The 17,240-nt window shown below is 32.7% G+C and carries 16 protein-coding genes and 1 pseudogene; 4 read left to right on the plus strand and 13 right to left on the minus strand.

Going from position 1 to position 17,240, the window contains the following annotated elements; genetic code table 11:
- Positions 1-278 precede the first annotated feature (278 nt).
- Positions 279-2,999: a putative bifunctional diguanylate cyclase/phosphodiesterase gene (locus BAQ46_RS06305; RefSeq protein WP_071741793.1), complete on the plus strand. Its 2,721-nt coding sequence runs from the start codon at positions 279-281 to the stop codon at positions 2,997-2,999.
- Between the two features lie 98 nt (positions 3,000-3,097).
- On the opposite strand, the gene BAQ46_RS06310 is transcribed toward BAQ46_RS06305, so the two are convergent.
- Genes BAQ46_RS06310 through BAQ46_RS06325 form a run of 4 tightly spaced genes read right to left on the minus strand, consistent with a single transcriptional unit; the run spans position 3,098 to position 6,452 of the window.
- Positions 3,098-4,162: an undecaprenyldiphospho-muramoylpentapeptide beta-N-acetylglucosaminyltransferase gene (locus tag BAQ46_RS06310; RefSeq protein WP_001035068.1), complete on the minus strand. Its 1,065-nt coding sequence runs from the start codon at positions 4,160-4,162 to the stop codon at positions 3,098-3,100.
- Positions 4,163-4,211: 49 nt separating this feature from the next.
- Positions 4,212-4,532, minus strand: coding sequence for a DUF6572 domain-containing protein (locus tag BAQ46_RS06315; RefSeq protein WP_071741794.1), 321 nt, complete (start codon positions 4,530-4,532; stop codon positions 4,212-4,214).
- A gap of 25 nt (positions 4,533-4,557) precedes the next feature.
- Positions 4,558-5,469 carry an SDR family oxidoreductase gene (locus tag BAQ46_RS06320; RefSeq protein ID WP_000739104.1) on the minus strand — a complete coding sequence of 304 codons (912 nt, stop codon included), beginning with the start codon at positions 5,467-5,469 and terminating at the stop codon, positions 4,558-4,560.
- On the minus strand, positions 5,466-6,452 hold the full coding sequence (locus tag BAQ46_RS06325) for a UDP-N-acetylglucosamine 4,6-dehydratase family protein (protein WP_000932605.1): 987 nt from the start codon (positions 6,450-6,452) through the stop codon (positions 5,466-5,468). Before BAQ46_RS06325 ends, BAQ46_RS06320 begins: the two co-directional genes overlap by 4 nt.
- 292 nt (positions 6,453-6,744) lie before the next feature.
- Here BAQ46_RS06325 and BAQ46_RS06330 point away from each other — a divergent pair, with 292 nt between their 5' ends.
- Complete coding sequence (locus tag BAQ46_RS06330; protein WP_071741795.1) at positions 6,745-7,923, plus strand: DUF2515 domain-containing protein; 1,179 nt, start codon at positions 6,745-6,747, stop codon at positions 7,921-7,923.
- Complete coding sequence (locus BAQ46_RS06335) at positions 7,898-8,299, plus strand: CBO0543 family protein (RefSeq protein ID WP_033670720.1); 402 nt, start codon at positions 7,898-7,900, stop codon at positions 8,297-8,299. The genes BAQ46_RS06330 and BAQ46_RS06335 overlap by 26 nt, the downstream gene beginning before the upstream one ends.
- A 26-nt stretch (positions 8,300-8,325) precedes the next feature.
- On the opposite strand, the gene BAQ46_RS06340 is transcribed toward BAQ46_RS06335, so the two are convergent.
- The 9 genes and pseudogenes from BAQ46_RS06340 to BAQ46_RS06380 form a co-directional block, all read right to left on the minus strand.
- A complete protein-coding gene (locus BAQ46_RS06340; protein ID WP_000704342.1) occupies positions 8,326-9,186 on the minus strand; it encodes a PhzF family phenazine biosynthesis protein in 861 nt (286 codons plus the stop codon).
- 164 nt (positions 9,187-9,350) lie between these two features.
- The gene (locus BAQ46_RS06345; RefSeq protein WP_071741796.1) at positions 9,351-9,776 is read right to left on the minus strand and encodes a YfmQ family protein; all 426 of its coding nucleotides are present in this window, start codon (positions 9,774-9,776) and stop codon (positions 9,351-9,353) included.
- Between the two features lie 21 nt (positions 9,777-9,797).
- Positions 9,798-10,469, minus strand: coding sequence for an LrgB family protein (locus BAQ46_RS06350; RefSeq protein WP_000242953.1), 672 nt, complete (start codon positions 10,467-10,469; stop codon positions 9,798-9,800).
- Between the two features lie 23 nt (positions 10,470-10,492).
- Positions 10,493-10,849 (minus strand): CidA/LrgA family holin-like protein, encoded by a 357-nt coding sequence (locus BAQ46_RS06355; RefSeq protein WP_000878384.1) that lies wholly within the window; start codon positions 10,847-10,849, stop codon positions 10,493-10,495.
- 33 nt (positions 10,850-10,882) lie between these two features.
- On the minus strand, positions 10,883-12,316 hold the full coding sequence (gene pdxR / locus BAQ46_RS06360; protein ID WP_000454974.1) for a MocR-like pyridoxine biosynthesis transcription factor PdxR: 1,434 nt from the start codon (positions 12,314-12,316) through the stop codon (positions 10,883-10,885).
- A 186-nt stretch (positions 12,317-12,502) separates the two neighbouring features.
- Positions 12,503-12,694 carry a hypothetical protein gene (locus BAQ46_RS06365; RefSeq protein ID WP_000006450.1) on the minus strand — a complete coding sequence of 64 codons (192 nt, stop codon included), beginning with the start codon at positions 12,692-12,694 and terminating at the stop codon, positions 12,503-12,505.
- 214 nt (positions 12,695-12,908) lie between these two features.
- Positions 12,909-13,004 (minus strand): annotated as a pseudogene (locus tag BAQ46_RS06370) (GntR family transcriptional regulator); the annotation flags it as partial.
- Positions 13,005-13,052: 48 nt separating this feature from the next.
- Entirely contained in the window at positions 13,053-14,042 is a 990-nt protein-coding gene (gene plcA, locus BAQ46_RS06375; RefSeq protein ID WP_000095618.1) for a phosphatidylinositol diacylglycerol-lyase, read from the minus strand.
- Between the two features lie 176 nt (positions 14,043-14,218).
- Positions 14,219-16,060: a S8 family peptidase gene (locus BAQ46_RS06380; protein ID WP_061131616.1), complete on the minus strand. Its 1,842-nt coding sequence runs from the start codon at positions 16,058-16,060 to the stop codon at positions 14,219-14,221.
- Positions 16,061-16,350: 290 nt separating this feature from the next.
- On the opposite strand from BAQ46_RS06380, the gene BAQ46_RS06385 reads away from it, so the two are divergent.
- Positions 16,351-17,148 carry a cell wall hydrolase gene (locus BAQ46_RS06385; protein WP_061131615.1) on the plus strand — a complete coding sequence of 266 codons (798 nt, stop codon included), beginning with the start codon at positions 16,351-16,353 and terminating at the stop codon, positions 17,146-17,148.
- Positions 17,149-17,240 lie beyond the last annotated feature (92 nt).

The following is a 17,240-nucleotide window of genomic DNA, read 5'->3' on the forward strand; positions in this document are numbered from 1 at the left end:
AAAGCCTTTATCATTTTATATGCAATTTTGCCTCTCTACTTTCAAATCACTAAAAAACCTTTACAATTCAAAAGATGACTAAATATACAATTTCTATTTAAAATCTTGATGCAGTATATACTATCAAACTCAATATCTTTAAAACTTAAGAATAATTATACTTTTCGATACTTTCCTTATAAACATGATTTTTATAAGGAAATCTGATACAATTCTTAAATAATATTATTATGTATAGATATTACGAACATAGTGCATAATTAAAGAAGGTGATTTCATTGGAATTCAATAAAAATTTACAAATATGTATATTAATTGGAACATTAATATGTTATTCAATCTATTTTATGTTTTTTTATCTGTTCCCTACTCATTTTTCAAATTCAGACGTACGCTTTGCTTCCCTTATTGTTGAAGCCATTACATTTGTATCACTCATTTATTCTATATATTCTAAAAAAGTTAGTTCAAATCCGTTTTGGATATGTATCACGATAGCAATTGGTAGTTTTTTATTAGGAAAAATAGTATATACATATCAAGAGAGTTTCTTCAAAATTCCAATACATCGTTTTACTATTTCTGATGTGTTTTATATGCTTTTTCTACTCTTCTGTCTTATCGCTTTCTGCTATAAAATCCTAAAAGAATGCGATAAATGGGAAAAAGCGTTCTTTATTTGTGATATATGCATAGTACTTACTTCCATATTCACATTGGAGTGGTATTTATTTAATCAACCAAATTTAAATATATTCTCTCTTTCACTAGGAGATGTTTTCCTTTCATTTCTATATCCAATTGCAGATTTATTATTTCTTCTACTAGGTGTTAGTCTCTTTTTCCGTCCAACAATTTTTAATTCTAAACGGAAAATTTATATCTTTATTTTTGTATTAATAAGTTCTGCAACTTTTAACTATATTTATTTTTACTTACATAACCATTTATCAACTGAAACGATAACACTATTACGTCTTTTATATAGAATACCTATATTACTTATTGCAATAGCTGGATCTATTTCAGAAGATCGTAATAGTCATAAAAATTATTTCATTGTAAACCCTATAATAGGAAAAAAGGCTTTAGTTGTATTTCCCTATCTTGCTGTTGCAATACTAATCGGGTTTACGTTAAAAGAACAAACAGCATCTTCCATTCTCATTACGGGAAATTGTATTGCTTTTATTTTCGTACTCATTCGTCATTCTATTGTACGTATGCAAAACAATTCTCTAACCAAACGTTTACAAGTATTCAATGCCCAATTGGAAGAAAAAGTTAGATTACGAACTTCAGATTTAGTTCATAAATCAGAGGCTCTATCTCAAAAGCAACAAAAATTCAAATCATTATATGAATATCATCCTGACCCTATTTTTACAATTGATTTAAATGGCGTATTCTTAAATGTAAATAAAGCTGGAAGTATACTACTCGGTGCACCAACGGATGAGTTACTTGGTGAAACTTGTTTTTCGATTATTTTAGATGAAGATAAACATAAACTAGCATCAGCATTAGAAAAAGTGAAACAACAAGAATCGGCATCCATACAACTTAGTTCTCAATATAAAGATGGCTTTACTTATTTTTTATACGTTACCATCGTCCCTATTATGATAGACGGTCAAATTTCAGGAAGCTATATTATGGTGAAAGATATTACTGCACTAAAAAAACAGCAAGAAGAAATTAAATATTTAGCATTCCATGATACTGTAACGAAAATTGGGAACCGTGCCTTTTTCCATAAGAAATTAAAAAGAATTATAAAAAATGCTAAAACGACAGAAAGCGAGTTTGCATTATTATATTTGGACTTAGATCGCTTTAAAGCAGTTAACGATACACTTGGACATTCGGCAGGAGACTACATATTAGAAGAAGTAGCGAAGCGATTCCAATCCTGTCTTCCATCACATACTCATCTATCAAGAATCGGTGGCGATGAATTTACAATCTTAATTGAAAACTATACTGACGAAGATTCCTTATTCCAGTTATGCAACCAGTTATTTAAATGCATGGAAAAATCGTTTGTCATATATGAACATACATTAACTTTATCAATAAGTATCGGCATCGCTATTTATCCACATTCTGGAATCGATACCGCTACACTTCTGAAAAACGCTAATGTTGCAATGTATGATGCGAAAGCAAAAGAACTTAATTCTGTCTCTATTTATGATGATGTAATTGCCAAAAAAATTGAAAGACGATTACGATTAGAAAAAGATTTACCAAATGCAATTCAAAATGAAGAATTGTTCCTTTTATATCAACCTCAAGTTGATAGCAAATCTAACAAAATTATCGGTGCTGAAGCTTTAATTAGGTGGAATCATCCTGAATTAGGTGTTATTTCTCCATACGAGTTTATTCCGATTGCAGAAGAAACGCTACAAATCATTCCAATAGGAAAATGGACACTACAACAAGCTTGTGAACAAATGAAACGTTGGCACACAAGCGGATATTCACATTTGAAAATAGGTGTAAATTTATCTGCTAAAGAATTTGAACAAGAAGATTTTGTAAAGTCTATTTCTGCTACATTAACAAATACTGGTTTACCAGCAAGTTCTCTCGATCTTGAGTTAACAGAGCGAATTGCAATGATGGATGAGCGAGAAACATTGATAAAACTGCGTACACTAAAAAGTTTAGGGATTCACATTTCAATCGACGACTTTGGTACAGGCTATTCTTCGCTAGCTTACTTACCTTTATATCCAATCGATACGTTAAAAATCCCAAGAGAATTTATTACAATGTCTGAAACATGTGACGATGGAATGGAAATTATTAAAACAATCATCACATTAGCAAATACATTAGGAATGTCTGTCATTGCTGAAGGTGTAGAAACGAAAGAACACGTGAGTTTCCTTCAAAAAAATAAATGTCAGTTTATTCAAGGGTACTATTATAGTAAACCTATCCATACGCATGCATTTACTGAACTATTAGAAATCGGGATTCACCCATAGTACATGGCTAATTGTTATAAGTAATAATGAATTTGAACAACTATAGCAAAAAGGAAAGAAGAGATCTTCTTTCCTTTTGTTTTTTATTTACATTTCTATTACTTCACTACTTCATTTATTATATCTATTAATTGATGAATCCCCTCATTATTAGTTTTCTTATATCCATTCATGTTTTGAATATATCTCTCCTTATTTGTATACAACTTATTTACTGCATGTATAAATGTATTCGTACTTACTCTGTCTTGAAGTATAACTTCCGCATATCCTTGCCGAGAAAAATATTCAGCATTTAAAACTTGATCTCCCCTACTGGAACTGTTAGTTAACGGGATAAGCAACATCGGTTTCTTCAAAAATAACAATTCAGAAATAGCAGTAGAACCCGCTCTGGAAACTACAACACTCGCCATATTTAGTATGTGCGGCAATTCTTCCCCTATATATTCGAATTGCATATAACCTTCCATGCCAACAGATGAATCTACCTTCCCTTTACCGCACATATGAACAATATTAAAATTTAATAACAATGTTTCCAAACTTTTTCTTACCATATCATTTATCCATTGAGCGCCTTGACTCCCACCCATAATTAACAATACCGGTTTATCTTGCTTAAATTTACAATAGCTTCTTCCCCGCAATACGTTGCCTCTCTCAATTTCTTCCCTTACAACTGGTCCTACATAAACCTTCTTCTCATTACTTACATTTTCTCCTGTCTGAGGAAATGTTGTACATAGTTTTGTAGTAAAAGGTAATGCTATTTTATTTGCTAATCCTAACGTACTATCTGGTTCACGTATTATTACGGGTACTTTATTCATCCATGCTCCTATTACTACAGGAACAGAAACAAAGCCTCCTGCCGAAAAAATAACATCTGGTTTTATTCGTTTCATTAATTTATAGCTTTGAATGCAACCTTTTATTATTTTAAAAGGATCTTTAAAGTTCTCCAAATCCCAATATCTCCTAAGCTTCCCTGTTGAAACAATATTGTATTTAACATTTTGAACTAATAGTTTTTCAATTCCATTTTGAGATCCAATATACTCAACTCCCCATCCTTTTTCCATAAATTTAGGAATCAATACTATATTAATCATTACGTGTCCGGCTGTACCGCCCCCAGTAAAGAGAATCTTTTTATTCATAATTTATATCCACCTTTATGATTAAAAAATCTTATTTTATACTAATCTATTACATGTAAGTAACCTTAGCATTATTTATATAAACCTTTAACTCAAATCCTATATCTTGCAAAAAATCTTTCATGAGGTTATAAAAATCATTTCCATACTCACTACATTCATACTGAGCAAAAACTCGGATTACAGGCCTAGTTCCTGCATCTATTACTGGATTTTTCCGATTACCCTTTTTCCCTTCCACATAGGCTCGACATTTATTTATCGCCTCATAGATACGCAAAGCATGCTCTTCTTCATTCTTCCAGTCCAGCGTATCAACAATTAAAAGAAATAGTGTATTTTGATTATTTATTGTTTCATAGCCATTCATATATTTCTTACACCCTTTTTGTTTTTCATTGCATGCAGATGTCACTACACTTCGCATACTCAAGTACATCTTTTAATGATTGATGGAATTGAATTTCTGGGATCCAACCTAACCTTTTTATTTCCTCTATTACTAAACTATCATTTGAATCACTGCCACTTTTTTCTGTTTCCTCTATGAAAAAATTCAGCTGAGTTAATTCTTTATATTGTTCTAGTACCTCTAATAAAGATCGTTTCACTCCTGATCCGATATTATACTGTTTTCCATTTATTCCATCTCGTAATAACACATGATACGCTTTAACCGCATCACGTACATCTAGAAAATCCCTACTATCTTTCAAACTGTTTACTTCAATAATGGCTTTACTTCTACCTGATTCTATATCTATCATTTTTTTTGCGAGAATCGAACAAATACCATTTGATACTCCTGGACCAATTAAGTTTGAGGGCTTTGCAATGATAATATTTGAACCCATTAATTCGCCCCAAGCCTCTGCAATAATGACTTGCATCGTTTTACTTAAACTATATGGATTTGAAATTTTTATTTCGTTTATACTATCTGCTTGCAAAGCAGATCCTATAACTAATGTTCTACAATGCGAGGCTTCTTGCTTAATTGCTTCTAATAAATATAACGTCCCTATTGCATTAATTTCTACATATTCAAGAGCAGCTGTCCAAGACTCTATGACTGAATTCCTACCGGCTAAATGTAATACATAATCTGGCTTTATTTGTTTCATTACCTTCATTACTTCGCTCTTATTCGTTAAATTACAAGTAATACCATTTTCATTTTTTTCTCTATGTGTACGATTTTGAAACATAGGAATTACATGAAAGCCCTGTTCTAAAAAATATTGGCAAGCATGGCGTCCTGTAAAACCATTTGCACCAGTTATTAAAAGGCTCGCATTTTTTTTCATCGTAAAAATCCTCCTTTTAATAGCATTTGTTTCACTTCATGTTTTGCAAGTAAGTCTTGTTGTGAACTAAAACTCTTCACATCCACAAGCGGAAAACTAGCATAATATTCTTGAAGCCCTTCTATAGGAATAGTAGGTAGTACCACAAAATAATTTTGATCAAAACTTATACTCGTTTTACTCTCTACCTCAGATAAAAGCATTTCACTTAATTTTTCACCCGGCCTGATCCCTACCTCTTTTAACTTCACATTTTCTTTTTTCGAATCTTCAATTAACACTTCTGCTAAATCTGTTATTTTACATGCCGGCATTTTCATAACAAAGATCTCTCCGCCTCTGCCTTGATATACGGCTTTAAATAACAATCCAACAGCATCTTCAATTGATAAGAAAAATCTAGTCATATTCGCATCGGTAATCCCTACTTGTGAAGATTTTTTAATTTGTTTTTTAAAAAGCGGTACCACACTTCCACTCGTCCCTAAAACATTTCCACCACGAACACAAATAAATTTTGTTTTCTTCGTTTGTACATTCGCATGAACCATTAACTTTTCACCAATTGCTTTTGTCATCCCATACGTATTTGATGGATCGGCTGCTTTATCCGTTGAAACATATATAACTTTCTCAACTTGCATCTGTAAAGATGCTTCGATTACATTTTGCGTACCATGTATATTAGTTTTTATAGCTTCATAAGGATAATACTCACATACTGGAACATGTTTTAAAGCTGCAAGATGGAATACATAATGTACACCTTGGCATGCATAAACTAATTGATCCTTGTCACGAATATCTCCAATAATAAATTTTAATCTATCATCATTTATAAACTGTTGCTGCATTTCAAACTGAACCGTTTCATTTCTTGAAAAAACCCTAATTTCTTTCGGTGATTTTTCTAATAGTTGCTTTATAAGCTCATGTCCCCACGAACCTGTGCCACCAGTGATTAAAATTATTTTATTTAGCATTCCTTTTCCTCCTACCAAGCATTTCAATTAACATTTATTGAATTATTTTCAATTGATTCAAATCATAATCGTCGTTTGTTACATTTAATTGACAAAATAAAAAAACAGAAACTATTAAAAATAGTTTCTGTTTTTCATTTCACCTCACAACAGTAAGATTTTTTATACTGTTTGTATGATAAATTCCTTGTAATAAACAGCGCTCATTTATTTCTTATACTCGTAATAAAATAAATAGAATGATTCATAGCCAATAGTCATGTTTAAATTTATGGAAAAGGGAGGTAACGGAATGTACCGAAGCAATTCAAATCATACATATAACGGACCTTCCAAGGCACTGCCTCTCTCCCTATTTGATGTGAAAAATGAATTGAAACAAAAAAGTAAACTCACTCATTCTGGCACGATGTATAAATTAACGAAAGAAGAGCAAATCATCATCAACAACATAAAAATGCAGACAGAACAGCTAAATAAAAATAATGTCACAAGAACACGTGCATACTACCAATTTTACGTTCAATATCCGCAAATACATTGGGCACTACTTGGGCATATGGTATCACGTAACGGCGGTTGGAATATGACTGATTTAAGGGGAGATTTATATACGAAAATTTTATCAGAGAAAGAGCAAATCACATTTTTTTCTTTTTTAGAAAGAGGAAATTGGCTTATTTTTCAAGATGTCTATCCTCAATTTCTGCTTTATGAACAAAGTGTAAAAAGAGCACAAAAGCTATTTCACCTTCTCCCTCACCTAAATGTTTCTACATTTATGGAAACGATGTGGAACGATTTTTGGAAAACAGGTAACAAAAAAACATTAGCAATTGCAACTATTATTAATGAACAAAACTACTTAGAAAAAAGAGTGATTCAAAATGTACACTTTAAAAAGACTGTACTAAATAGTATTGGATTTAAACTATTTGATTTCTTTCAGTTTAATCATATCCTGTTCCCATTCTACGCAAATGATAAGAAACAAAACGTATTACTATTTGGTGATACAATGAAACATTTCACTTCCTTACACGAACGGATCTTAATTGGAAAAAGGTTGTATTCATTATTATTTCGGGATACACATGTTTTATCTCAAGTAATAAGCTGGGCCCAACACCATCCTCATACAGGCTCAAGGAAAGATTACTGGCCTCATTTATTTTCAAGTGTGAATGAATCTTTTTCTCGTGAGTTTTATAAACGCCGAATAAAGAAATGCCAGTTGCGTAATGGCGCTTATCGTATATACAGTCCTGCACTCATCTACGCATGGCGAGATATAGAGCATGAAGAAGTTGACAGTGAAGATTGGTTTACGGACTGGCAAGTCGTAAATTACTTAGTGGATAAGGAGGAAAATATAAATGGACAAATTACAGAAGACTACTGTAAAACACTCGAAAAAATTGAACTTGCCATTCTTGCAAAGAAAAATGTTCTCCTTCGAGAAGACGAATAACCTTTTCGCATTAGTCATTACAATCTTACTCTCTTCTATTATCGGAACTTACTTAGATGCATTTTTTGTTGCAAAACAATTATATTCCTTTCCGGTTAGACCCTTTCCCTCCATATTTTCAGTTAACATCGGCTTTACTCTCTTTGTACTACCGATTTTAACAACGATTTTTATACAAATTTCAAAAAGATTATCTACAGTTTCTAGAATTCTTTTTATTATTTCAATCGGTATTTGTGCTAGCATTTTTGAACAGATTGCTGAAAGATTCGGTTTCTTTATTCATAGCTTAGATTGGAATCATACATATTCTTTATTTGGCTATATGATTTTCTTTTCTTTTATTTGGAAAGTATATGATTTCATACAAAAATAAAGAGATCCTTATAGATCTCTTTATTTTCAATCAATATTTTCTACATTTAAATACTTAGTTTCACAGTAATAGCCTTTGCCGCCAACATAAACTTTTTCTACTTTATTGTTGCTATTGGTTGCTAATTTAACTAATATTTCAGAAGGCGAGTGTAAAGAATAACCTTGTTCAAATACATAGACTTCTTTTTGCAAGTTGTGCTGTTCATAAAGGTAGCAAGCTAATGCACCGTTTGAAGTTCCAGTCGCTGCTTCTTCATTGATGTCGTATAGTGGAGCAAAATTTCTGCATATAATTCGATTGTCATTAAAAGTATATAGATGCATTCCGACAACATTATAATACTTGCTAATTTCTTTAATTTTTTCAAAATTAGGTTGCAGTGTATGTAATCGTGTTTCGCTTTTTATAGGAATTAAAATATCTTTTAAGCCTGTGGAGACAATTTGAATTGGATATTTATCGTCTATAGCTTTCATGTCAAAACAGTCGATGAACTCGTTTGGAGATACAACATCATAGAATATCGGTTTGTTTTGTTCCATAAATATGATGTCATCTTTTATGGTAATAGTAAGAACACCGCTGTTCGTTTCAATCGTATAGCGATTCTGGCAAAGTTTATTTAAATGCATCAGTATCACGAAAGAGCCAATTGTAGCGTGACCACATAAATCAACTTCTTCTTTTGGTGTAAAATACTCAAATTTATAATCAGCAATTTCAGATTCTGATATAAATGCGGTTTCCGCATAGCCCAGTTGTTTAGCTATTGCCATTTTTTGAGTTGTGGTCAATGTATTATTCTCAGTAAATACCACTCCTGCTTTATTTCCGCCTTTATGATCCTTGCTAAATGCACTTGCAACATAAACGGATATTTTCATAAGACACCTTCCTTCCTCACTTATAGTAAATTGTAGCATAGAAAACACTACGTATATATCTCATTGGATAAATTCACTATAAAGTAAGAGACAAACTATTTTTAGCATCTGCACTCTTAAAAAATAGTTTGTCTACAGTCTGAAAAATCCTTATAGATCTCTTCTTAAGCATACTCTTCGGTTATTACTAATGGTGCAAGAGTTTGAAGACTTTTTGAACGTAAACGATAGGCAACAATTTTCTTTTTATATTGCTTTATTACATCAATATGTTCTTCATGGCTATATAAAGAAAAGCTAATCTCTTTATTCCCTTTCTTCGTTTTAATCACGATTGGTGTTCCTTCCCCGTGCGGCGGAAAATAATGCTTATCTAAAAATAAAGCCTCATTAAATTCATGAATAACTTGTAGTTTCGTTTCTCCCTCTATATTTTTTCCATCTATCGATATAGAGGTATTCTCTTCCTCAAGTTTTTGATGCAATTCAAATTTACTAATAATTGATTCTACAACAGAAGTCGGCATACTAGAAACTAATACTTTAATAGTTCCAAAAACAAATAATGTAACTATAAACCATGTTGTCATTTTCATCATCTCCATTACATGTCAAAATATAAATTTCGTTCCAAACGGTATGAATATACTAATAAGTATTCCCGTAACAATCATCGTCACCGAACCGATTGTCGCTTCTCTCTCGCCTTCCTTCACGAGACGACTTACCCCGATAATATGTGATGCGCAGCCCATTCCCACGCCTTTTCCAATCGTACTTGTTATACGGAACAACTTAAGTACTGTTGGTCCAATCATAGCACCTGTTATTCCCGCAACAACTACAAAACTAGCAGTCATAGATGGAATGCCACCAATTTGCTCCGCTATTGAAATAGCAATAGGCATCGTTGCTAATTGTGGTAGGGTGGCTAGTATAAGTTCCTTATCTATATGTAACATTCCACCAATCACTACATTCATAGTCGTTAAAGCCAGTATACCTGTCACTACGCCGATTAGTATCGATAAAAAGTTTTTCATCAGTATCTTTCGCTCTTTAAATAGTGGTATCGCTAACGCTACGATTGCAGGACTCAATAAGCTTGAAAGAATGTCTCCCCCATTTCCCCTATACTCATGATGAGAAATACCAAAAATCAAAAATAAACAAATCATAATTGTAGTAACTGTTAACACCGGTAACGTGAATGGAAACGTAAATTTTTTATATAACTTTGTCGCCAATAAATAAATTACTACTGTAATAATAATTAAGACCATTTGCATCTTGCACCTTGTCGATTTTATTTTTTGGATGTTACTACTAATTGACTTATATACCCTGAAACAATCAAAGTTACTACCGTACTTGCAACTACTAAAAGGAATATACTACTTCCCTTACTAAAAAGAAAAGACCCGTATTTCATCAGTCCTGTTGTCGAAGGGATTAAAAATAACGGTAAAAATACGATTAACTTTTCCGCACCTTCCTCAAACCACTTTAATGGTAAAATACGAATAGAAAGGAGTAGAAAAAGCATTAACATCCCTATTAAACTTCCTGGCATTGATAGATGGAATACCCCTTGAATCCACGTACCAACTAAGCTAAATACATATAGCACGCCTACTTGAAGTAAAAGCATCACGTACTTCATTTCTTTCCCTCATTTCAATATTACGCATTACTATTATGAAATTTCATTTAACGTTTCCGCAAATCTCGTCATTCCCAGCTGAATTTGTTCGACATTTACTCTCCCAAAAGTAAAACGAACATATTCACTTTTAGTACCTAAAACACTCCCCGGGACAAACGCTACACCATTTCGTATAGATTCACCTAATAAATGATATTCATCAAACGTTCCTTGCACTTTGCACCATAAATGTATTCCACCCTCTGGAACAAAGAATTCAACCTGGTCCCCTAATATTTCTTCAAGCTTTCTAATTAACGCATCTCTTCTTTCCTTCAATTGTCCACGGAGCATTGTAATATGTGCATGAAAATCTTCTGATTCTAAAAATTGATTTGCCACCCACTGCGTAAATACGCTATGGCCAAAATCAACTTGCTGCTTTGCATCCGCTAAACGTTCTATTACACGCATTGGGCCAATTATCCAACCAATACGTAATCCTGATGCAACAATTTTTGATAATGAACTTATATAAAGAACATTGCCGTTTTGATCCATTGATTTTAATGTTGGATTCACTTCTCCATTAAATGAAGTTAAGCTATACGGATCATCTTCTACAATCGGTATACCAAATTCAGAAGACAGTTCTAAAATCTTTTTACGTCTTGCTAATGAAAGCACAGTTCCAGTTGGATTTTGATAATCCGGATTTAAAAATACCATACGAATACGATGCTTTTTATGCAAATCAATTAAGTCTTCTGGATTCATTCCATGCTGATCAACAGGTAAATGGAATATTTTTAAGCCAGCAGATTTAAACATCGGCAGTGAAAAACAATACGAAGGGTCCTCAATTGCAATCGCATCGCCAGGTTTTAATAAGCATTGAACGATAAGATTAAGTGCCTGCTGTGCTCCTGATGTAATAAGGATAGAATTCGAATCTGCTTCAATTTGTTTATATTGCTGAACATGTGCCGCAATTGTTTTTCTCAACATTTCATTTCCAAGTGGATGGTCATAACCGAGGTTTTCCATAAATGTTTTCTCCGACAAAATTGTTCGGAATCTATCACTCGGAATTAATTCTGGTGACAATTCACCACTCGCTAAATTAATTAAGTCTTCTTTTTGTGTTTCCGTTCTAATTTGTTGAACGAGTGGTACGTTAGGTAAGAACGATCCATCCTCAACGTACCTACCCCAGTTCGGTATTCGTTTATGTGAAACACCCCATATGTCTGTATTCACCCGTGTTCCGCTTCCTTTTTGCCGTTCTACTACTCCAAGTGATTTTAATTCTTCATATGCAGCTACTATCGTACTCCTATTTACCTGTAATTCTTTTGCTAACATGCGCTCAGAAGGTAACTTACTGTCAGAAGGAAACTCACCTGAAGAAATACCTCTTTCAATATAATCCGCTATTTGTTTATATACAGGCGTCTTATCTGCACGATTTGGTTTCCATTCCATATAGTTGCCTCCTTTCAAAGCTAACTATCCTCAATTTATTACTAACAGTATTTACCGTAAAAATAGTATTAATTAGTCACATTGTCTCATCCTAAAATGGATATATTAAAATAGCCCCGTTTCTGATTACTCGATAGCTTCTGAAATTCCAGCTTCATACTCTCGTTGCAGTTCTGTTACAAACTATCAAATTATTACCGCATACCACGTTACCCCAACAAGTAGTACGAAAAGAAGGATAATATAAATAGTGGATAAGTTTTTCACATTTCTCTTTGTAGACTTGCCGTAATTCTCCTCCACATTCCGTGCAACTAGTACGGTTCCAAACAGTGATCCAATTACAATAATAACGACTAGTGAAATCGCAAAGCTCATAGTACTTTCACCTCTCTAAGGCCAGTCTATTTTTATTAAGAACTTCCTCTTTAAAACGTTAATAACATACTACCTTTCTTCTCTTATCATAATAGATGTTTACAAAAAACGGACCAACCACTTTTATGTTTTTTTGCTCATCCACTTTAAAAATAAAAAAACAACTGAACACGTATGATCAGTTGCTTTTTTGCAGGATTATTTATGCTAATTTTCATTTGAAATTAATTTGATTTAAAAGTTTAGCCTTCTCATAATGAAACATCGATTGAGATAACTCAAAAATTGGTCCATTTACAAGATACACTGTTTTTTAATAAGAAGCGACGTATTTTATCGCTTCTTACTCTCATCATCTTTAATCTCTTATTAATGACTTATTCGCTCTTATAACTTCTTGATACAGCAATGGTGACCACTTTTCATTTATGTAGTCTTGAATGATCCAACCTACTCTTGTAGGACTCTTTTGTTTTATATAGTTTGCAATTTCAGGATTTATGTAAGAGGCGTAGTAATATGGACTATTCCATGCTGTACCACCAGAAGACAAGCTTGCAAAATTAATATATAGATGATGTAAGTCCTCACTATTATTCATCGTTTCATTGATCGTATCTTTAATAGATTTTACTTTCTCATCATAACCCACTTTATATTTATCTTGTACCGTTACATTTACGTTTTGATTTACAGTTGTCGTAAACATTTCATTATCTGGCCAATAAAAATTATTATATCCTCCAGATTCATTACTACCGCCATATCTTTTTAGTAGTACAATTTTCCCACGAGCATCTCCAAGTTTTATATTTCCTTCTGTTTTTAAAAAGATAGGATCAACAAAATAATTTTTTTCAAACGTATTACTAAAGGAACCTTCTGCTCCTTTCATATCCTCATACTCTTTTTTTAAAGACATAATAATTGTTTCACTCGGGTTATCTTTTAAAAATTGTTTCGCTTCGTTTATGAATTCATGCAGGGTTACATAAAGATATAATGGCCCATGATGAAGAACTATCGTATTATCATCTGTTAAACGTCCTCTTATATCAAAAATTCTAGCTCCATGATCCATTTGGTAACGAAAATCATATTCTTGCGTCATTCCCCATACTTGCTTAATCGGATTTTGCAACTTAAACGTTCCACTATCATGTGTTCCTGGAATTGAAATTCGTGCTAACGGGATATTATCAGGTATAGGTTGCATCCATTTTGACCAATTTTCAAGCTCATTAACAGAGCTAGCCGCAACGACCCTCTTCTCATGTAAAGCAAATACAAATGTGATAAATATCGTACTACATATGAATAATTTCAAAATAAATTTCTTACTGCTCATTATTATTCCTCCTTTTTTTGTTTTATATCAAACTTATTGAATATAATATAATCTAGTGAGTAAAAAATAAATATCATTTCATAAGTATGAAATATTGCATAGAAATAAAGTTAAAAAACATTCATATATCCTGAATTAGAAAAATTTAAAGGAACTTCATCTGAAGCTCCTTTCGTTTACTTTATATTCAATACATATGAACCATCTTTATTCTCATACTTATAGACGTATAAATAATATTTACCTGGCTTTGCATTATAAGTTCCTTTCACTACATTTCCTTCATTTTCACCATATGCTACATAGTTATTTAAATCTGATTCATGATGAAGTACCCATGTCATTCCGATATTTTGTTCATTTAGTAGGGATATGCTAATATTTTCCATAGAGTCAATTTGGAAAGTAAATACATCTACTCTATCACTATTATGTAACGTTCCTTTCACCGGTGTATGAAAGTTAACTTTATTTGCCTGTATACGTTCATTATTTGGTTCATTTTCTGTTACTTGTAACTCATTCCCACCGTTTGGTTTTCTTTTTCCATACCCTAAGTTAACTAGTATAGACTTCAAATCTGGTAAAACACCAATTTTATCTGCATATGGATCTTTAGATTTTGTTCCTGTGTTCTTGTTGCTTAATATCGCTCTTAGTTCACTCGGTCTATATGGTTGTCCTAAATTTTCTTTCGCAATGCTTTGTACTAAAGTCGCTGCTCCGGCAATAATAGGCGACGCACTCGACGTGCCACTAAAGCTAGATGTATACAGGTTTACAGCACTTCGACTTTGCTCTGCTGTAGTTGTATCTACGTTTTCTCCCCAACCATACACATCAATACGGCTGCCATAATTCGAAAACCACATACGCTCATGAGGGAGAGATGAAGAGCCCGCTCCTACCATAATTGCACCTGAATCTTTAAAATCTTTACTATTACGATTTAAAATTTGTTTACCATTTCTATCTTTAAATTGATCTAAATCATTCCAACCATTTGCTCCAGCTTCTATAATGACAACACCTTTATCTGTACCAGCACGGATCGCATCAAAGATATCTGGTTGTACTTCAACAGGTAAATATTTATCACCATATCCATCGAAAGATGCTTGTGCCTCTAACAATAAAACATCCCCAGCTTCTAACTGATTTACAGCACTTAATATTGCATCAGCTGTATTATACTGTCCGTTATCTCTTATTTGAGAAATCACCTTTGCTTTCGCTTTTGGCGCAATCCCAATATTCCCAACTTCATTGTCCTCAGAGGATACAATTCCTAGTACAGACGTCCCATGACCGACATGTTGATCTATATTTATTCCAGACATTAACTCAATATTTTGATGTACTAAATCCTCATGATTTAATAACCATCCATATTCCATATCAACAAAGGTTACATCACTTCCATTACCGCCTCGGACTCCCCAGGCGAAGGGCGCATTAATACCGTATGGTGCTGCTTCTAAATAACCTTGTTGTTTAAATCTAGGATTGTTATTAGGATTAAGAGATACACTTGATGGTTGCACTTCTGGTGGCGTTATTTTTTCTTGTTTCTTCATATACACATCTTCTATTAAAGAAGATTTCTTTAACCTATCTACTAGTTCTTCCTCTTGTTCACCATTTTGAGTTTGAAGAATATAGTAGTTTAATAAACTTGTAGATACATTATTGGGCGCTTTCACTTCAAGGTCTTCTATTTCCTCTGGACTTACAGATGTGAATAAACGCATGAATGTTACATCTGGATATTCTACCAAAAGATCTTCTAGTACTTTATCGTTCGTTTGAGATTGTATTTGTTTTTCAATACCATCTTCATATGGTAATTTCAAATCCGCATTGAATTTTACAATGATTTGCTTATCTGTTTCTTGGTCTATTCCTAATTTACTCTGCTGTTCTATAGAATCAGCATTTACAATATTGACAGTGCCTCCTATTCCTAAAAACATTGAAATGATTACAGCTGAAACAAATATTCTTTTAAATATATTCATTACATCACTTCTCCTATTAATAATATTTAATCATTATATTAATCTATAATAATTTTATTTATATAACATATCCCCCTTCTACTAAATAGATTATAGTAATCAGCAATATGAACTTCAACGGATTTTCATATGCAATATTTCATATTCGGACTCTACACTACATAAATAAGAAACTTATAATGATTATTTATTTTATATGTGCTAATATACTTACATTAAAATATTATATATAGACATTTTGAACTACAGTACTTAACCGTTTCACCTTATTTTTCCTAGGAGGATTTACAATGAAATTATTAAAAACAAAACATATAATCCCTTTATCTGCAGCTGCAATTACATTCGTATGTAATCAAAGTACAGCTGAAGCTTCTACCATTCACACAGTAAAAAAGAATGATACATTTTGGAGCATCAGTAAACAATACGGCGTTTCAATACAATCCATTAAACAGGCTAATAATAAAGGAAACGATCAAACTTTCATTGGCGAACAGTTACATATCCCGAGTTCCGTCAACTCAAATGAAACCACTGTTCACCAAAACGCCAAACCTGCGAACATTTCTGAGCAAATTATTTATCAAGTACAACCGGGAGATTCATTGGAAACGATAGCAAAGCGTTACAATGTTACCGTTCAATCTATAAAACAAATTAACAATACAGTCGGAAACAAGCTCTATGCAGGACAACATTTGAAAATCAACTCAAGCATTTCAGAAAAAGAAAAAGACTTAATGGCACGCTTAGTTACCGCTGAAGCAGGTGGAGAATCATATAGAGGAAAAGTGGCTGTAGCGAAAGTTATCCTAAATCGTGTAAATGCAAATGGGTTTCCAAATACAATAACAGGCGTTATTTATGAACCTATTAAATACGGATATGCATTTACTCCTGTTACAGATGGAAGAATTAATCAACCTGCAAGCGCAGAAGCAAAAATGGCTGTAGAAGAGGCTATCTCCACAAATGGAATACATTCTGATTGGCTTTATTTCTATAATCCGAAAACATCAACAGACAAATGGATTACGACACGTCAAACAGTAGCAGTAATTGGTAACCACGTCTTCGCTAAATAACATTTAAAATCATTAACAGACCTCTTCACTTAAAAGGTCTGTTTTTTGTATGTAAGAATTTATTTATCATGTGATATAGTGGTCTTTGAAAA

It is taken from the genome of Bacillus paranthracis, assembly GCF_001883995.1.
Classification (GTDB): Bacteria; Bacillota; Bacilli; order Bacillales; family Bacillaceae_G; genus Bacillus_A; species Bacillus_A paranthracis.

What these genes read in the sequence shown, in the direction of transcription:
- BAQ46_RS06330 (WP_071741795.1), top strand. Translation starts at nt 6,745, where the DNA reads ATGTACCGAAGCAATTCAAATCATACATATAACGGACCTTCCAAGGCA.
- BAQ46_RS06355 (WP_000878384.1), bottom strand. Translation starts at nt 10,849, where the DNA reads ATGAAGTACGTGATGCTTTTACTTCAAGTAGGCGTGCTATATGTATTT.
- BAQ46_RS06365 (WP_000006450.1), bottom strand. Translation starts at nt 12,694, where the DNA reads ATGAGCTTTGCGATTTCACTAGTCGTTATTATTGTAATTGGATCACTG.
- BAQ46_RS06345 (WP_071741796.1), bottom strand. Translation starts at nt 9,776, where the DNA reads ATGACAACATGGTTTATAGTTACATTATTTGTTTTTGGAACTATTAAA.
- BAQ46_RS06325 (WP_000932605.1), bottom strand. Translation starts at nt 6,452, where the DNA reads ATGCTAAATAAAATAATTTTAATCACTGGTGGCACAGGTTCGTGGGGA.
- BAQ46_RS06315 (WP_071741794.1), bottom strand. Translation starts at nt 4,532, where the DNA reads ATGAATGGCTATGAAACAATAAATAATCAAAATACACTATTTCTTTTA.
- BAQ46_RS06320 (WP_000739104.1), bottom strand. Translation starts at nt 5,469, where the DNA reads ATGAAAAAAAATGCGAGCCTTTTAATAACTGGTGCAAATGGTTTTACA.
- BAQ46_RS06310 (WP_001035068.1), bottom strand. Translation starts at nt 4,162, where the DNA reads ATGAATAAAAAGATTCTCTTTACTGGGGGCGGTACAGCCGGACACGTA.
- BAQ46_RS06380 (WP_061131616.1), bottom strand. Translation starts at nt 16,060, where the DNA reads ATGAATATATTTAAAAGAATATTTGTTTCAGCTGTAATCATTTCAATG.
- BAQ46_RS06385 (WP_061131615.1), top strand. Translation starts at nt 16,351, where the DNA reads ATGAAATTATTAAAAACAAAACATATAATCCCTTTATCTGCAGCTGCA.
- plcA (WP_000095618.1), bottom strand. Translation starts at nt 14,042, where the DNA reads ATGAGCAGTAAGAAATTTATTTTGAAATTATTCATATGTAGTACGATA.
- pdxR (WP_000454974.1), bottom strand. Translation starts at nt 12,316, where the DNA reads ATGGAATGGAAACCAAATCGTGCAGATAAGACGCCTGTATATAAACAA.
- BAQ46_RS06340 (WP_000704342.1), bottom strand. Translation starts at nt 9,186, where the DNA reads ATGAAAATATCCGTTTATGTTGCAAGTGCATTTAGCAAGGATCATAAA.
- BAQ46_RS06350 (WP_000242953.1), bottom strand. Translation starts at nt 10,469, where the DNA reads ATGGTCTTAATTATTATTACAGTAGTAATTTATTTATTGGCGACAAAG.
- BAQ46_RS06335 (WP_033670720.1), top strand. Translation starts at nt 7,898, where the DNA reads ATGTTCTCCTTCGAGAAGACGAATAACCTTTTCGCATTAGTCATTACA.